The sequence below is a fragment of the Stenotrophomonas sp. PvP093 genome (assembly GCF_017876915.1).
Lineage (GTDB): Bacteria > Pseudomonadota > Gammaproteobacteria > Xanthomonadales > Xanthomonadaceae > Stenotrophomonas > Stenotrophomonas muris.
The window spans coordinates 1,732,205-1,746,669 of the sequence record NZ_JAGIOX010000004.1 but is presented as its reverse complement, the minus strand read 5'-3'; the positions used below and the strand labels follow the sequence as shown (position 1 = coordinate 1,746,669).

14 protein-coding genes are annotated in these 14,465 nt (G+C 67.3%); 6 read left to right on the top strand and 8 right to left on the bottom strand.

The features are described from left to right. Positions 1-49 precede the first annotated feature (49 nt). The gene (gene ligA, locus J3A72_RS10560; protein WP_172617738.1) at positions 50-2,521 is read right to left on the bottom strand and encodes an NAD-dependent DNA ligase LigA; all 2,472 of its coding nucleotides are present in this window, start codon (positions 2,519-2,521) and stop codon (positions 50-52) included. Between the two features lie 240 nt (positions 2,522-2,761). Between ligA and J3A72_RS10555 the strand changes: the two genes are divergently transcribed. Continuing rightward, a complete protein-coding gene (locus tag J3A72_RS10555; RefSeq protein WP_075076600.1) occupies positions 2,762-3,886 on the top strand; it encodes a pyridoxal phosphate-dependent aminotransferase in 1,125 nt (374 codons plus the stop codon). Between the two features lie 67 nt (positions 3,887-3,953). Here the strand turns inward: J3A72_RS10555 and zipA are convergent, their stop codons facing one another. The 7 genes from zipA to J3A72_RS10520 all read right to left on the bottom strand — a co-directional run bounded on the left by zipA (position 3,954) and on the right by J3A72_RS10520 (position 10,896). Further along, a complete protein-coding gene (gene zipA, locus J3A72_RS10550) occupies positions 3,954-4,691 on the bottom strand; it encodes a cell division protein ZipA (protein ID WP_014647658.1) in 738 nt (245 codons plus the stop codon). 46 nt (positions 4,692-4,737) lie between these two features. After that, positions 4,738-8,241 (bottom strand): chromosome segregation protein SMC, encoded by a 3,504-nt coding sequence (gene smc / locus J3A72_RS10545; RefSeq protein ID WP_075076599.1) that lies wholly within the window; start codon positions 8,239-8,241, stop codon positions 4,738-4,740. Between the two features lie 259 nt (positions 8,242-8,500). After that, entirely contained in the window at positions 8,501-8,950 is a 450-nt protein-coding gene (gene rplI / locus J3A72_RS10540; RefSeq protein WP_014647660.1) for a 50S ribosomal protein L9, read from the bottom strand. Between the two features lie 105 nt (positions 8,951-9,055). Next, positions 9,056-9,286 carry a 30S ribosomal protein S18 gene (gene rpsR / locus J3A72_RS10535; RefSeq protein ID WP_002804494.1) on the bottom strand — a complete coding sequence of 77 codons (231 nt, stop codon included), beginning with the start codon at positions 9,284-9,286 and terminating at the stop codon, positions 9,056-9,058. 11 nt (positions 9,287-9,297) lie between these two features. Continuing rightward, complete coding sequence (gene rpsF, locus J3A72_RS10530; RefSeq protein WP_006452997.1) at positions 9,298-9,735, bottom strand: 30S ribosomal protein S6; 438 nt, start codon at positions 9,733-9,735, stop codon at positions 9,298-9,300. Positions 9,736-9,920: 185 nt separating this feature from the next. Beyond that, positions 9,921-10,463 (bottom strand): CbrC family protein, encoded by a 543-nt coding sequence (locus J3A72_RS10525; protein ID WP_075076598.1) that lies wholly within the window; start codon positions 10,461-10,463, stop codon positions 9,921-9,923. 94 nt (positions 10,464-10,557) lie between these two features. Beyond that, a complete protein-coding gene (locus tag J3A72_RS10520) occupies positions 10,558-10,896 on the bottom strand; it encodes an iron-sulfur cluster assembly accessory protein (RefSeq protein ID WP_046431542.1) in 339 nt (112 codons plus the stop codon). A gap of 128 nt (positions 10,897-11,024) precedes the next feature. Between J3A72_RS10520 and asnS the strand changes: the two genes are divergently transcribed. From asnS to can, 5 genes are all read left to right on the top strand, one after another. Further along, complete coding sequence (gene asnS, locus J3A72_RS10515) at positions 11,025-12,419, top strand: asparagine--tRNA ligase (protein WP_014647663.1); 1,395 nt, start codon at positions 11,025-11,027, stop codon at positions 12,417-12,419. A 30-nt stretch (positions 12,420-12,449) separates the two neighbouring features. Beyond that, complete coding sequence (locus J3A72_RS10510; RefSeq protein WP_005410232.1) at positions 12,450-12,749, top strand: hypothetical protein; 300 nt, start codon at positions 12,450-12,452, stop codon at positions 12,747-12,749. 7 nt (positions 12,750-12,756) lie between these two features. Further along, positions 12,757-13,071, top strand: coding sequence for a hypothetical protein (locus J3A72_RS10505; protein WP_006453002.1), 315 nt, complete (start codon positions 12,757-12,759; stop codon positions 13,069-13,071). Between the two features lie 7 nt (positions 13,072-13,078). After that, a complete protein-coding gene (locus J3A72_RS10500) occupies positions 13,079-13,717 on the top strand; it encodes an FMN-binding negative transcriptional regulator (RefSeq protein WP_140222856.1) in 639 nt (212 codons plus the stop codon). A gap of 72 nt (positions 13,718-13,789) precedes the next feature. Continuing rightward, on the top strand, positions 13,790-14,452 hold the full coding sequence (can, locus tag J3A72_RS10495) for a carbonate dehydratase (protein WP_010480460.1): 663 nt from the start codon (positions 13,790-13,792) through the stop codon (positions 14,450-14,452). The last annotated feature ends 13 nt before the right edge of the window (positions 14,453-14,465 follow it).

Here is a 14,465-nt window from a genome sequence, read left to right as displayed (position 1 = left end):
CGGCGTTCCTTTGTCTTTCATGCCGGGCGCCAGGCACCCGGCGGGGTCATCATTCGTGTTCGGCGAGGTAGGCCAGCAGGCGGTCTTCGTCCCACACCGGCACGCCCAGCGATTGCGCCTTGTCCAGCTTGGAGCCGGCCTCGGTGCCGGCGACCACGAAGCTGGTCTTCTTCGACACGCTGCCGGAAACCTTGGCACCCAGCGCTTCCAGGCGTTCCTTGGCGGCATCGCGGGTGAGCTGGGCCAGGGTGCCGGTCAGCACCACGGTCTGCCCATCCAGCGGGCCGGCCACGATCTCGGCCAGCGCCGGCGCCTTGGCCAGGATCTGCTGCATCGCCTTCTCGGCTGCCAGCAGCATCGCGCCATGGCCATCGGCATCGAGCCAGTCGGCCAGACCGCGCGCAGTGTCGTCCGGCAGGCCGGCGTTGACGAACTGGCCATGCTCGGCATCCAGCACCGCCTGGGCACCCGGCAAGGCAGCCACCAGCTTCTCCGCACGCAGGCGGGTGATGCCGGGGATTTCCGATTCGACCAGCAGTTGCGCCAGATCCAGGCCTTCGCGCAGCTTGGCACTGGGCGCGTGCACATCACTGATGCGCACCTGCCCGACCTGCAGCAGGTCGTCGATGGCCTGCTGGTTGCCCTGCTGCTCGAAGAAATGGCCGAGAGAACGCGCCACTTCGCCACCGATGTCCGGCACGCGCTTGAACAACGGCCATGGCAGGTGGCGGATCAGTTCCAGGTCACCGAACCACTGCGCCAGCGCCTTGGCCGTGCTCTCGCCGACGTGCTCGATGCCAAGCGCGAACAGCAGGCGCTCCAGCGTGGCTGCGCGACTGGCGTCGATTGCCGCGATCAGGTTGTCGGCCCATCTGGTGGCGATCTTCTTCGTGTTCCATTCGAAGCTGGCCGGCTGTGCCAGCGCCTGCGCGCGCCACGCCGGATCGTTGCCATCCAGCTTGAGCACCGCATTGAGCACCGCGCCGCTGCCTTCTGCCGGCAGGTGCAGCTTCAGCGCGGCGGCCAGTGCGGAAGGGTCCCCGGCATCCAGCACCAGCTTCAGGTGCAACAGCTGGTCACGGTTGAGCCGGTACAGATCGGCCACGCTCCTGACGATGCCGGCGTCGACCAGGGTTTCGATGTACTTGTCGCCGAGGCCGTCGATATCCATCGCACGGCGCGAAGCGAAATGGGCAATGGCCTCCTTGCGCTGCGCAGGGCAGGACAGTTCGCCCGAACAGCGCCACGCAGCTGCACCTTCCTCGCGCACGATTTCCGAGCCGCACACCGGGCAGCGCGTCGGCATCTGCCAGGGCGAGGTGCCCTGTGGACGGCGGTCGAGGATGACGCTGACCACTTCCGGAATCACGTCGCCAGCACGTCGCACGATCACGCTGTCACCGACACGCACATCGAGACGCGCGATCTGATCGGCATTGTGCAACGTGGCATTGGACACGATCACGCCGGCCACAGCCACCGGCGCCAGCCGCGCGACCGGCGTGGCGGCACCGGTGCGGCCGATCTGGATCTCGATCGCCTCCACCGTGGTGCTCTGTTCCTGTGCCGGGAACTTGTGCGCGATGGCCCAGCGTGGCGCACGCGAGACAAACCCCATGGCCTGCTGGCCGGCGCGGTCATCCAGCTTGTAGACCACACCATCGATGTCGAACGGCAGGCCATCGCGACGCTCGCCGATGTCACGGTAGTAGCCGAGCAGGCCGTCGGCGCCTTGCACCACCTTGCACAACCCGCTGACCGGGAAGCCCCAGGCGCCGAGCTGGGCCAGCGTGCCCGAATGGGTGTCCGGCAGCTCGCCGCCCTGCACTTCACCGGTGCCGTAGGCGAAGAAACTCAGCCGGCGCTGCGCACTGATCTTCGGATCGAGCTGGCGCAGTGAACCCGCTGCCGCGTTGCGCGGGTTGGCCAGCACCTTGCCGCCCTGCTGACGCGCACGTTCGTTGTAGGCCTCGAAGTCGGCGCGGGCCATGTACACCTCGCCACGCACCTCCAGCACATCCGGCCAGTCCTTGCCGTGCAGGCGCTTGGGAACATCGCCGATTTCACGCAGGTTGGCGGTCACGTCCTCGCCGGTACTGCCATCACCGCGGGTTGCGCCGAGTACGAAATGACCGTCCTCGTAGCGCAGGCTGATCGCCAGGCCATCCATCTTCGGTTCGGCCGAGAACTGCAGGCTGCGGCGGCCCAGGCGCTCATCGATGCGGCGCACGAAGTCGGCCACTTCCTCATCGCTGAAGGCATTGGACAGCGACAGCATCGGCACCGCATGGCGCACTTCGGGGAAGCGGCCGGACGGGCGTGCACCGACCTGTTGGGTCGGGCTGTCGGCACGGGCCAGTTCCGGGTGCTCGCGCTCCAACGCTTCCAACTCGCGCACCATCCGGTCGTAGTCGACGTCGGGGATCTCCGGCGCGTCCAGCTCGTGGTAGGCGCGGTTGGCCTGGGCGATCTGCCGGCGGAGATCTTCGGCGCGTTCGGCGGGGCTGGGGCTCATCGGGATCCGGTGGTTCTGGGATGGCCGGGGATTCTACCGCGCCCGGCCGTCAGGCCCTGTAACGCCCCGCCTTTGCAGCGTCGAGCGTGCTCGACGGGCACTCCCCGCTCCGGTGCCAACCTTCTCTCTCATTCCGGTAGGTGCCAACCTTGGTTGGCACATCTGCATGGCGCGACGCCACAAAAAGCACCTTGCCGCCCGCTCACGCCGGCGCTAGCGTGCGACGGCCCCATCGGAATCCTGCCCATGACCCTGCCTGACTCCCGTAGACGCTTCCTGCAGCTGGCCGGTGCCAGCCTTGCCGTCGCCGGCAGCGGCCTGCCGCTGCGTGGCCAGGCCCAATCCGCGGCCACCGTCGGTGCGGCCCCTGCCGAAGGCGCGGTACTACTGAACTTCAACGAATGCCCCTACGGCCCCTCCCCCGCTGCCCAGCAGGCGGCACGCGACAGCATCGCCAGCTGCGGCCGCTACCGCTTCGCCCTGGCGGCACAGGTACGCGATGCGTTCATCGAGCAGGCCCGTATCCCGGCCGACCATGTGCGCCTCTATCCGGGCTCGAGCGAACCGTTGAACCGCGCCGCCACGTTGTGGACCGGCCCGCGGGCGGGACTGGTGGTGGCCGACCCCACCTTCGAGACCCTGGGCGAGGTCGCTGCCGCACATGGTGCACACGTGCAGAAGGTGCCGCTGCGCAATGACGGCGCACACGACCTGCGTGCGATGGTCGCAGCCGCGCATGCGCGCCCGACCGGGCTGCTGTACGTGTGCAATCCGAACAACCCGACCGGTTCGATCAGCCCACCGGATGAGCTCGCCTGGCTGCTGGCCCACAAGCCTGCTTCCACCCGCGTGCTGGTCGACGAGGCCTACCTGCAATACAGCGAGCAGCCCAGCCTGATCGCGCAGGTGGCACAGCGCGACGATCTGATCGTGCTGCGCACCTTCTCCAAGCTGTACGGCATGGCCGGCCTGCGCCTGGGCCTGGCGGCCGCACATCCCGAGCGTCTGCGCGAGCTGGCCAGCCCCGGCGACAACCCGCTACCGGTGCCCGCGCTGGCGGCGGCGCTGGCCAGCCTGCAGGATCCGCAGCTGATTCCGCAGCGTCGCCTGCAGAACGCCAAGGTGCGCCAGGCCACCGTCGCATGGCTGGGCAAGCGTGGTTTCAGCTGCCTGCCGTCGGAAGCGAACTGCTTCGTGGTCGACGTGCAACGCGACGGCAGCACGTTCGCCAAGGCGATGGCCGACAACGGTGTGGTGATCGGGCGCAGCTGGCCGATCTGGCCGCAGCACGTGCGCGTGACCGTCGGCAGCGAGGACGAGATGGCCGCGTTCCGCCGCGCGTTTGCCAAGGTGGCCGGCGTACCAGCGTAGACCCCATCCACACAGGGCGTGGATCTACTGTTGTGGGTGCCGACCGTTGGTCGGCACGCCATGGCGCTCACCAGCGCGGGGTCTTGGTCAGCGGCGGCGCCTGGTGCTGGCGGTCGTAGGCGCGCAGCTCGTCACGGATGTGCGCGATGCGCTGGCGACCCAGGGCGTTGCGGCTGTCATCCAGCACCACGCCATCCAGCAGTTCGGCCATGCGCTGCACCGTCGGCAGCATCTTCTCCCAGGCATCCAGCGCGGTCAGCGGCGCCGGCAGGGTCAGGAAGAAGGCGATGGCCGGGGTTTCCATGGCACGGATGTTGGCCATGTCGAAGCTGCCTGGCTTCATGATGCTGGCCATCGAGAAGATCGGCCCGCGCTCGGGATGGCCTTCCACCAGACGGTGGAACACGTTCATGTGGCCGAACACCAGGCCGGTCTTCTCCGCCGCTACCACGATGTCTTCGCCGCGCAGCTGCTCACCGGCACGGGCGGCCACGAACAGCGAAACGATCTTGTCGAAATCCTGGGTGGCGCGCTTGCCGAGATCGCTGGCGCCCGGGTCGGTATCGCCCAGGCCGAGTTCGGCCTGTTCGCCTTCCGTGCCCATGCCCGGTTCGACGCGGCCATCGGCCACGACAACGCCGTCCTCGCCCAATACCGGTTCGCGGCGCTCGCCGCTGGCCGGTTCCGCGCTTTCCACGCGGCGTCCCTGGGGCTTCTTCTTCGGACGGCCAAACAGGAAGATCGCGGCGATCAACAGCAGGCCGGCGGCCAGGATGCCGATGCGCAACAGTGCCGTGTCGGACATTCGATAGGTTCTCCGGCTAGTTCATTCAGGTAACTAGGATGGCACGTCAGGCCGCGCCCGCCAATCGCGCGGCTTCTTCCAGGTCCACGCTGACCAGGCGGCTGACGCCCGGTTCGCGCATGGTCACGCCCGAGAGCTGGTGCGCGGCCTCCATCGTCGCCTTGTTGTGGCTGACGAACAGGAACTGCACCTTCTCGCTCATTTCCTTGACCATGTTGGCCAGCCGGCCGACGTTGGCTTCGTCCAGCGGCGCGTCCACCTCGTCCAGCAGGCAGAATGGCGCGGGGTTCAGCTGGAAGATGGCGAACACCAGCGCCACTGCCGTCATCGCCTTCTCGCCGCCGGACAGCAGCGAGATGCTGGACACGCGCTTGCCCGGCGGGCGCGCCATGATGGTCACACCGGTGTCGAGCAGGTCTTCACCGGTCAGCTCCAGGTAGGCGTGGCCGCCACCGAACAGGCGCGGGTACAGCGCCTGCACGCCAGCATTGACGCGGTCGAAGGTGTCCTTGAAACGGCCGCGGGTCTCGCGGTCGATCTTGCGGATGGCATCCTCGAGGGTTTCCAGCGCCGTAGTCAGGTCGGTGTGCTGCGAATCCAGGTAATCCGAGCGCTGCGAAGCCTCGCCGTACTCGTGGATGGCGGCCAGGTTGACCGGCTCCAGCCGGCGCATGCGTGCGTCGATCTGATGCACGGCCTGCTCCCAGTCGCCCAGGCGCGCATCCTCGGGCAGTGCGTTGAGCACGTCCTGCAGCACGAAACCGGCCTTCTCCACCGCGCCCTGCAGGGTGTCCGCGCTGAGCACCAGCGCCTGCTGGTCCAGCTTGCGCTGCGAAATCCGCTCGCGCTGGGCCAGCGCCTGTTCGTCGCGCTGGTGACGGGTCTGCTCGTAATTGCGCAGCTCGGCGTCGATGCCGTCCAGCAACGTACGCGCTTCGGTCAGCACGCGATCCGCCCGCACGCGCTCTTCCAGTGCATTCTGGTGCTCGGCCTGCAACGATTCGACCGGCGAATCACCTTCGTCCAGCTGTGAATGCAGCTCGCCCAGCCGCGAATCCAGCTGCCCGCGCTGGGTGCCCATGCGCTCCAGCGCCTGGCTCAACGAGGCCAGCTGCGCACGCTGCGATTCCAGGGTCAGGGCCAGCGCATGCGAGCGCTCGCGCACTGCACGGGCGGCATCGCGGGCCAGGTCGCGCGCCTCGGTCAGCTGGCGGCGCTCGCCCTCCAGCCGCTGCCGGGTCGACTCCAGGTCACCCATGCTGCTGACCGCGTTCTCCAACCGCGAGCGCGCTTCGCGCGCCTGCGCGTTGTTGGCTTCAATCGTTTCCTGCAGTTGCTTCAGCTCGCCTTCGATGCGGTCGATGCGCGTGCGTGCAGCCTCTACCTTGCCCTGCTGCCCCTGCAGCTGGCCGGCCAGCTCGGAGACCGCGCGGTGGGCCTGGTACAGCGCGCGCTGCGCGTCCTCGCGCTGCTGTTCGGCGGCCTGCAGCTGCTCGCGGAAACCGGCCAGCTGTTCTTCCAGCTCGACCTCGCGGTCCTGCAGCTGCTCGATCTGCTCGCGCAGCTCGTTGATCTCGCGTTCGCGCAGCAGCGCGCCCTGCTGGGCTGCACCGGAGCGCGACACGCGCAGCCAGCCCTGGCCCAGGCGCTCGCCGCTCTGGGTGATGATCGAATCGCCTTCCGGAAGGCTGGCCTGCAGGGCCTTCGCCTCGGACAGGTCCTTGGCACCATGCAGGTGCGCCAGCAGGCGACGGATCGCCGCCGGGCCACGCACGCGTGCGGCCAGCGACGTCGGTGCAGCCTTGACCTCGGCATCCGCGCTGGCGACCAGCGCAATGTGGCCGTCGCCGAGTTCGCCGAGGGCGTTGACCAGGCTGCCCGGGTCATCGACCAGCACGCCTTCGATCAGCTGGCCGAGCGCACTTTCCACCGCGTTTTCCCAACCGGCATCGACGTCCAGGCGTTCGCCGACACGTGCCGCCGAATCCAGCCCGCGCGCCTTCAGCCACGCGACGGCCGCGCCCTGCTCCTGGCCCAGCGCGGCCTGCTGCAGGGTTTCCAGCGAGGCCAGGCGACCGCGCAGGCCGTTGGCCTGCTTGCGCAGTTCGGCCAGTTCGTTCTGGCCATTGCGCTGCTGTTCCTGCACGGCCGCCACGCCCTGCTTGCGCAGCTCGACGTCTTCGCTCAGTTCATCCAGCGCGGCCTTCTGCGTGTCGTGCTGCAGGTGCAGCTGCTCGAAGGCTTCTTCCAGCGCGTCCACGTCCAGCCCGGCGCGCTCGGCGGCCAGGGCCTCGCGACGCCGGTCGGCGTCGAGGATCTGCTTGTCCAGGTAGTCCACGCGCGTGCGCTCGACATCACCGGCGCGCGACGCCTCCGAACTCTGCGAGGTGTGCTGCTCCCAGCGCTGCTGCCAACTGGCCAGCCGGTCTTCGGCCTCGCGCAGGCTTTCCTGCTTGATCTCGTTCTCTTCCTGCAGCGCTTCCAGCTGCGGGGTGGCGGCCTCCACTGCCTCGCGCAGCACCCTCAGTTTGGCCTCGTCGCCGCTGATGTGCTGGCCCAGTTCGGCCAGGGCCTGCTGGGTTTCATCGCGCGCCTTGTGCAGGCGCTGCGACAGCTCGCGCTGGTGCTGGATCTGCTGTTCCAGGCGCGCCAGCGTGCTGCCGACCTGGTAGACCGCGGCCTGCGCGGTGTTGAGCGCGTCGGCGGCCTCTTCGCGCCGCGCGCGCGAGGTCTCGATGCGGGCCTCGGCATCACGCTGGTCGGCGATCAGCTGCTGCAGCTTGGTCTCTTCCTGCGACAGGCCTTCGCGCAGCTTCGACAGGCGACCGTCGAGACCACGGAATTCCAGCGCCTTCCACTCGGCATCCTTGACCCGGCGCTCTTCCTGCAGGGCCTGGTACTGCTCGGCCTGCCTGGCCTGGCGCTTGAGGTGTTCGAGCTGCTTGCTGATCTCGTCGCGCAGGTCGCCCAGCCGGTCCAGGTTCTCGCGGGTGTGGCGGATGCGGGTCTCGGTTTCCTTGCGGCGCTCCTTGTACTTGGAGATGCCGGCTGCCTCTTCCAGGTACACGCGCAGGTCTTCCGGGCGCGCCTCGATGATCTGGCTGATCATGCCCTGCTCGATGATCGAGTAGCTGCGCGGGCCCAGGCCGGTGCCGAGGAACAGGTCGGTGATGTCGCGGCGGCGGCACTTGGTGCCGTTGAGGTAATAGTTGCTGGTGCCGTCGCGGCTGACCGTGCGCTTGACCGAGATTTCGTTGAACGAGGCGTATTCGCCGGAGATCGTGTGGTCCGAGTTGTCGAAGATCAGCTCGACGGTAGCCTGCGAGACCGGCTTGCGGGCATTGGACCCGGAGAAGATCACGTCGGTCAGCGAGTCGCCACGCAGGCGGCTGGCCGAACTCTCGCCCATGACCCAGCGCACGGCATCGATGATGTTCGACTTGCCGCAGCCATTGGGGCCCACCACGCCGGTCATGTTGGTCGGCAGGTGCAGGGTGGTCGGATCGACGAACGACTTGAAGCCGGACAGCTTGATCGTGGAAAGACGCATAGGGGTTCCGGACTGGGGCCGGCAAGCGGCCTGCGTTTACCCTCCAAGTCATTGATCCTGCTGGGATCGATGCCCGTGGAACGGGTGTGACGCCCTGAGTATACCGATGTGGCCGTGTTCTACGAATGGGCGTGGAACATTGTCCAGCCCCACCCCGTCGGCCGGACGTGGCCGCACGCCACGAAACGGAGCCATAAAACAAAACGGGCACCCTTGCGGGCGCCCGTTCTGCGGTGATGCCAGGCCTTGCGGCGTGGGATCAGGCTTCGGCGACGACGACGACCTTGACGGTGGTCTCGACGTCGGCGTGCAGGTGGATCAGCACGTCGTACTCGCCGATGTTGCGGAAGGCGCCTTCGCCCAGGATGACTTCGCTCTTGCTGACCGGCAGGCCGGCAGCGGTGAAGGCATCGGCGATTTCGCGGGCGCCGACCGAGCCGTACAGCTTGCCTTCGGTCGAAGCGTTGGCCGGGATGGTCACGCTCGCGCCGTCCAGCTTGGCCTTGCGGGCGTCAGCGTCGGCGTGGATGGCCTGGGCCTTGGCTTCGTATTCGGCGCGCTTGGCTTCGAACTCGGCCTTGTTGCTCTCGGTGGCCGGCACGGCCTTGCCCTGCGGCACGAGGAAGTTACGGCCGTAGCCCGGCTTCACGTCGACCAGGTCGCCCAGGTTGCCGAGGTTGGTGACTTTCTGCAGGAGGATCAGCTGCATGGTATTGCTCCAGATGAGTTATTCGTTAGCGAGGCGATGCCCCGCAACAAAGGCTGTCCGAATAGCTGGCACAGCGGGGGCGGCACCGGGCCGCCCCGCCGGGCATCAGACGTCGTGGTTGTCGGTGTACGGGATCAGGGCCAGGAAGCGGGCGCGCTTGACGGCGGTCGCCAGCTGGCGCTGGTACTTCGACTTGGTACCGGTGACGCGGCTCGGCACGATCTTGCCGTTCTCGGTCAGGTACTGGCGCAGGGTGTTGAGATCCTTGTAGTCGATCTCCTTCACACCTTCAGCCGTGAACTTGCAGAACTTGCGGCGACGGAAGAACTTGGACATGGGAAGGCTCCTTAGGCGGCGGAAGCGGCGTCGTCGCCGGCTTCGTTGTCAGCGGTGGTGGTGGACTCGCCTTCTTCGTCGTCACGACGACGGCGCTCACCGCGCTCCGGCTTGTCACCCTTCTCGTCCTTGCTCTTCATGATCAGCGACTGCTCGGTGTCAGCCTCGTCACGCTTGATGACCAGGTTGCGCAGCACGGCGTCGTTGAAGCGGAAGCTTTCGGTCAGTTCGTTCAGAACGGCCTGGTCGGCTTCGATGTTCATCAGCACGTAGTGGGCCTTCACCAGGTTCTGGATCGGGTACGCCAGCTGGCGGCGGCCCCAGTCTTCCAGACGGTGGATGGTGCCGTTGCCGTTCTCGACCAGCGACTTGTAGCGCTCGATCATGGCCGGGACCTGCTCGCTCTGGTCCGGGTGGACCATGAACACGATTTCGTAATGACGACTCATGTTTTTTCTACCTTTCGGATGTGGCCTTGCGGCCGGACAGCCCCCCGCCGTTGAGACCGCGGTGGGGCAAGGATTCCCGCCGGGAAGGCAGGAAGCCGCGCATTATGCGGCAAGCGGCGCCACCGGGCAACCGGGCGCAAACCGGGCAACCTGAACGGGAGCGCCGGCCCATGTCCGGCACGTGCTCATTCCAGATCGACGTGAAGACGATGCTGGCCGCATTCCAGGCATTGGAACAGGCAGCCGACCATCATCCCGTCCCGGCTCAGATGCTCCAGCACCCAGTCGGCGTCGCGCGGATTGACCGCCGCCACGTCCGGCCGGACCTGGTCGAGGATCGGCAGCAGATCGTCGCTGCCGGCGTAGCCGAGGAAGGCGCAGGGCCGTTCGCAATGGCTCAACCAGACCGATTGCTGCCAGGAGGAGTAGCCCGGGGTGCGCTCGCAGACCTCCAGCAGCAGCTCACGGGCGATGGTCGGCGGCGGATCAGCCGGATCCGGGGATACCCCCTCGATATCGCTCCAGCCGATGAACTCCCCCTCGTAACTGGCCGCAGCCCTGCCATCGGCGATACACCAGGGGCACAGGTAATCCGGGCGCAGGCGGGTGTAGAACGGTCCGCGATAGCGCAGTGCGCGCGCCTGGCCGCAGCAGTCGCAGATCCCCTCGACCTCTTCGAAGGAGAGGTCGTAGGCATTGGGGTGATAGGTGAAAAGCGGTCGTTCCATCCGTGGGGTCCCTGCCGAGCCCAGCGTGCCGACCAAGGTCGGCGCCCACCAGAGCACGCCTGGTCAGCGCCGGGCCATGCCCGGTGGCCGGCCCTCAGGCCTTGTCGGCGTCGGTGGTGAAGCTCTCGCCGCAGCCACACTCGGCGGTGGCGTTCGGGTTGCTGAACGTGAAGGTCTCGCTCAGGCCATGCTTGCCGAAGTCGATCACGGTGCCGTCCACCAGCGCCAGGCTCTTGGCGTCGACGTAGATCTTCACGCCCTCCTGCTCGAACACCGTGTCGCCCTCGCGCTCTTCGCGGGCCAGGTCGGTCACGTGGCCCCAGCCGGAGCAGCCGGTCTTGGTCACGCCGAAACGCAGGCCCAGCGCGCCGGGGGTCTGGGCGACGAAGCGCTGCACGCGCTCGAAGGCAATGGGGGTCAGGCTGACGGCCATGGGGCTACTCCAGAGGTACGGGGACATTATAAGGAGCCGTTGCCACGAAAAATGCCTCGCAAGCAGAACGCTGCAACCGGTAAACTCCCGTGTTCACAGATCGAGTCGATCAGCAGAGGATTCAAGTCATGACGGTGGTCAGCGTTGAACATGCGCTTGCCGGGAAGATCCCGGAAGGCGGCGAAGTCACGGTACGCGGATGGGTGCGCACGGTGCGCGGTTCAGCGAATCTGGCCTTCGTGAATGTGAGCGACGGCTCCTGCTTCGCCCCGATCCAGGTCGTGGCCGGCGACAGCCTGGCCAACTTCGATGAGATCAAGCGCCTGACCAGCGGCTGCTCGGTCATCGCCACCGGCACGCTGGTGAAGTCGCAGGGCAAGGGCCAGTCGTTCGAGATCCAGGCCAGCACGCTGGACGTGGTCGGCTGGGTCGAAGACCCGCTCACCTACCCGATCCAGCCCAAGCCGATGTCGCCGGAGTTCCTGCGCGAAGTGGCGCACCTGCGTCCGCGCACCAACCTGTTCGGCGCGGTCACCCGCATCCGCAACTGCCTGGCCCAGGCCGTGCACCGCTTCTTCCACGAGAACGGCTTCAACTGGATCAGCACCCCGATCATCACCACCTCCGACGCCGAAGGCGCCGGGCAGATGTTCCGTGTGTCCACCCTGGACATGGTGAACCTGCCGCGTGACGAGAAGGGCGCGATCGATTTCAGCCGCGACTTCTTCGGCAAGGAAACCTTCCTGACCGTGTCCGGCCAGCTGAACGTCGAGGCTTACTGCCTGGCGCTGAGCAAGGTCTACACCTTCGGCCCGACCTTCCGCGCCGAGAACAGCCACACCACCCGCCACCTGGCGGAGTTCTGGATGATCGAGCCGGAAATCGCCTTCGCCGACCTGGCCGAAGACGCGCGCCTGGCCGAAGAGTTCCTGAAGTACCTGTTCCGCGCAGTGCTGAACGAACGCAGCGACGACCTGGCCTTCATTGCCGAGCGCGTGGACAAGAACGCGATCACCAAGCTGGAAGACTTCATCAACGCACCGTTCGAGCGCATCGACTACACCGACGCGGTCAGCCTGCTGCAGAAGTCCGGCAGGAAGTTCGACTTCCCGGTTGAATGGGGCCTGGACCTGCAGACCGAGCACGAGCGCTGGCTGACCGAGGAACACGTCGGCCGCCCGGTGGTGGTGACCAACTATCCGGAGCACATCAAGGCCTTCTACATGCGCCTGAACGACGACGGCAGGACCGTTGCCGCGATGGACGTGCTGGCCCCGGGCATCGGCGAGATCATCGGCGGCAGCCAGCGCGAAGAGCGCCTGGACGTGCTGGACGCGCGCATGGCCCAGTTCGGCCTGGATCGCGAGCACTACAGCTGGTACCGCGATTTCCGCCGCTATGGTTCGGTGCCGCACGCCGGCTTCGGCCTGGGCTTCGAGCGCCTGGTGGTGTACGTCTGCGGGCTGTCCAACATCCGCGATGCGATCCCCTACCCGCGCGCGCCGGGCAGCGCGGACTTCTAAGCCCCACACGACCACGGAGGTACCGCCCCCATGACCCTGTTCTTCGCCCTCTGTTTCGTCGGCGTTGCAGTGGCCGGGTTCAGTGCCTTCGTGATCTTCTGGCCGCTGACCCTGGTGCACGTGCGCGACCGCCATCCGGCGCTCGCCGCGCGCTTCGGCAGCGGCGCCTTCCTCAAGCCCGATGCCCTGGCCTGGCTGCTGCGACGCGACTATCGGCAGCAACCGGACCGCTCGCTGTCCGGGCTGGCGACACCGGCCTGGGTATCGCTGCTGACCCTGCTGGCCGGACTGGGCATGGCCGCCCTGCTCTGGCTGGCCTCGCTCTGGTAATACGCTCATGAATGACATCACCGCCTCGCGCGACAGCTGGTGGCTGGCCAGCCTCGGCAACACCCTCATCTGGGCGCGCCTGCGCGTTCGCCCGGCCGGCACCGCCGAAGTGCTCGACAGCGATGGCAACACGCTGAGCTACGACAGCGAAGACACCGCCCGCTCGCAGTTGTTCGACGCCGAGTTCGTCGAGTACGACGGCCTGGACGAGGAGGACGCACTGGTGCGCGGCTTCAGCCTGCACGAAGTGCAGCCGCCGCAGGCCGACAGCGACGAGGGTCTGCGTGGCCGCATGATCCAGTCACTCGGCGGGCGCGCCTGACCCCTGCATGTTCACCCCGCGCGCCTTCGCCGAGACCGACCTGCTCTGGCTGGACCGCCTGCTGGCGCGCGACCCGTTCGTTACCGTGCTCACCCCCGGCAGCGATGGCCTGCCGGAGCTGACCCGGATGCCGGTGCTGTACCGGCGTGACGGCGACCAGATCGAACTGTGCGGCCACTGGGCCCGCGCCAACCCGCAGTCGCGCCACAGCGGCGCGGCCAAGGTGCTGGTCGATGGACCGCACGGCTACGTCTCGGCCAGCTGGTATCCGGACAAGGAGCCGGCCGCGCGGGTACCCACCTGGAACTATGCGGCTGCCGAGCTGCGTGGCCAGCTGCAGACCTTCGACGATGCCGGCGCGCTGGCGGAGCTGGTCGGCGCGATCAGCGACCGCTTCGAAGCCAGTGTCGGCCAGGCCTGGCAGTTCGATGCCACGCGTGCCGAACATGGCCCGGAGCTGCGCGCCATCGTCGGCTTCCGTTTCCAGGTCGAACATGTGCAGATGAAGCTCAAGCTGAGCCAGAACCATCCCGACGCGAACCAGCGCGCCGTGATCGCGGCACTGGAACAGCTGGACACCCCCTCTTCCACCGAGTTGGCGCAGTGGATGCGCTGGCACCGCGAACAGGCCGCCCGCAGCGACTGAACGCCGCAGATTCCCGCGACGACGCAGCCGGACGGCTGCGGCGCGCCCCCACCCGACGCCAGGGACCCGAACATGAAAGACATCCACAAGCTGCTGCAGAACAACCGCGACTGGGCCGACCGGATCGAGAAGGAAGACCCCGAGTTCTTCCACCAGCTGGCCAAGCAGCAGCACCCGGAATACCTGTGGATCGGCTGCTCCGATTCGCGCGTGCCGGCCAACCAGATCATCGGCATGGCCCCGGGCGAAGTGTTCGTGCACCGCAACGTCGCCAACGTGGTCGCGCACACCGACCTGAACTGCCTGAGCGTGGTGCAGTACGCGGTGGACCAGCTGAAGGTGAAGCACATCCTGATCGTTGGCCACTACGGCTGCGGCGGTGTGCATGCCTGCCTGCACAACACCCGCGTCGGCCTGGCCGACAACTGGCTGCGCCACGTCGGTGACGTGATGCAGAAGCACACTGGCATCCTCGATGCGATCGAGACCGATGAGCTCAAGCACGCGCGCCTGTGCGAACTGAACGTGATCGAGCAGGTGGCCAACCTGTGCCGCTCGACCATCGTGCAGGATGCGTGGGCCCGCGGCCAGAAGCTGATGGTGCATGGCTGGGTCTACAGCCTGAAGGACGGACGCGTGCGCGAGATGGGCATCGACGTCGGTTCGCAGGAAGAGCTGCAGCCTGCATATGAAAAGGCCCTGTCCTACATCCCGCGCAAGGGCAAGCGCGACTGATCCCTTACGGATG

Coding starts and splice junctions, on each gene's coding strand:
- J3A72_RS10555 (WP_075076600.1), top strand. CDS start 2,762: ATGACCCTGCCTGACTCCCGTAGACGCTTCCTGCAGCTGGCCGGTGCC.
- zipA (WP_014647658.1), bottom strand. CDS start 4,691: ATGTCCGACACGGCACTGTTGCGCATCGGCATCCTGGCCGCCGGCCTG.
- smc (WP_075076599.1), bottom strand. CDS start 8,241: ATGCGTCTTTCCACGATCAAGCTGTCCGGCTTCAAGTCGTTCGTCGAT.
- rplI (WP_014647660.1), bottom strand. CDS start 8,950: ATGCAGCTGATCCTCCTGCAGAAAGTCACCAACCTCGGCAACCTGGGC.
- rpsR (WP_002804494.1), bottom strand. CDS start 9,286: ATGTCCAAGTTCTTCCGTCGCCGCAAGTTCTGCAAGTTCACGGCTGAA.
- rpsF (WP_006452997.1), bottom strand. CDS start 9,735: ATGAGTCGTCATTACGAAATCGTGTTCATGGTCCACCCGGACCAGAGC.
- J3A72_RS10525 (WP_075076598.1), bottom strand. CDS start 10,463: ATGGAACGACCGCTTTTCACCTATCACCCCAATGCCTACGACCTCTCC.
- J3A72_RS10520 (WP_046431542.1), bottom strand. CDS start 10,896: ATGGCCGTCAGCCTGACCCCCATTGCCTTCGAGCGCGTGCAGCGCTTC.
- asnS (WP_014647663.1), top strand. CDS start 11,025: ATGACGGTGGTCAGCGTTGAACATGCGCTTGCCGGGAAGATCCCGGAA.
- J3A72_RS10510 (WP_005410232.1), top strand. CDS start 12,450: ATGACCCTGTTCTTCGCCCTCTGTTTCGTCGGCGTTGCAGTGGCCGGG.
- J3A72_RS10505 (WP_006453002.1), top strand. CDS start 12,757: ATGAATGACATCACCGCCTCGCGCGACAGCTGGTGGCTGGCCAGCCTC.
- J3A72_RS10500 (WP_140222856.1), top strand. CDS start 13,079: ATGTTCACCCCGCGCGCCTTCGCCGAGACCGACCTGCTCTGGCTGGAC.
- can (WP_010480460.1), top strand. CDS start 13,790: ATGAAAGACATCCACAAGCTGCTGCAGAACAACCGCGACTGGGCCGAC.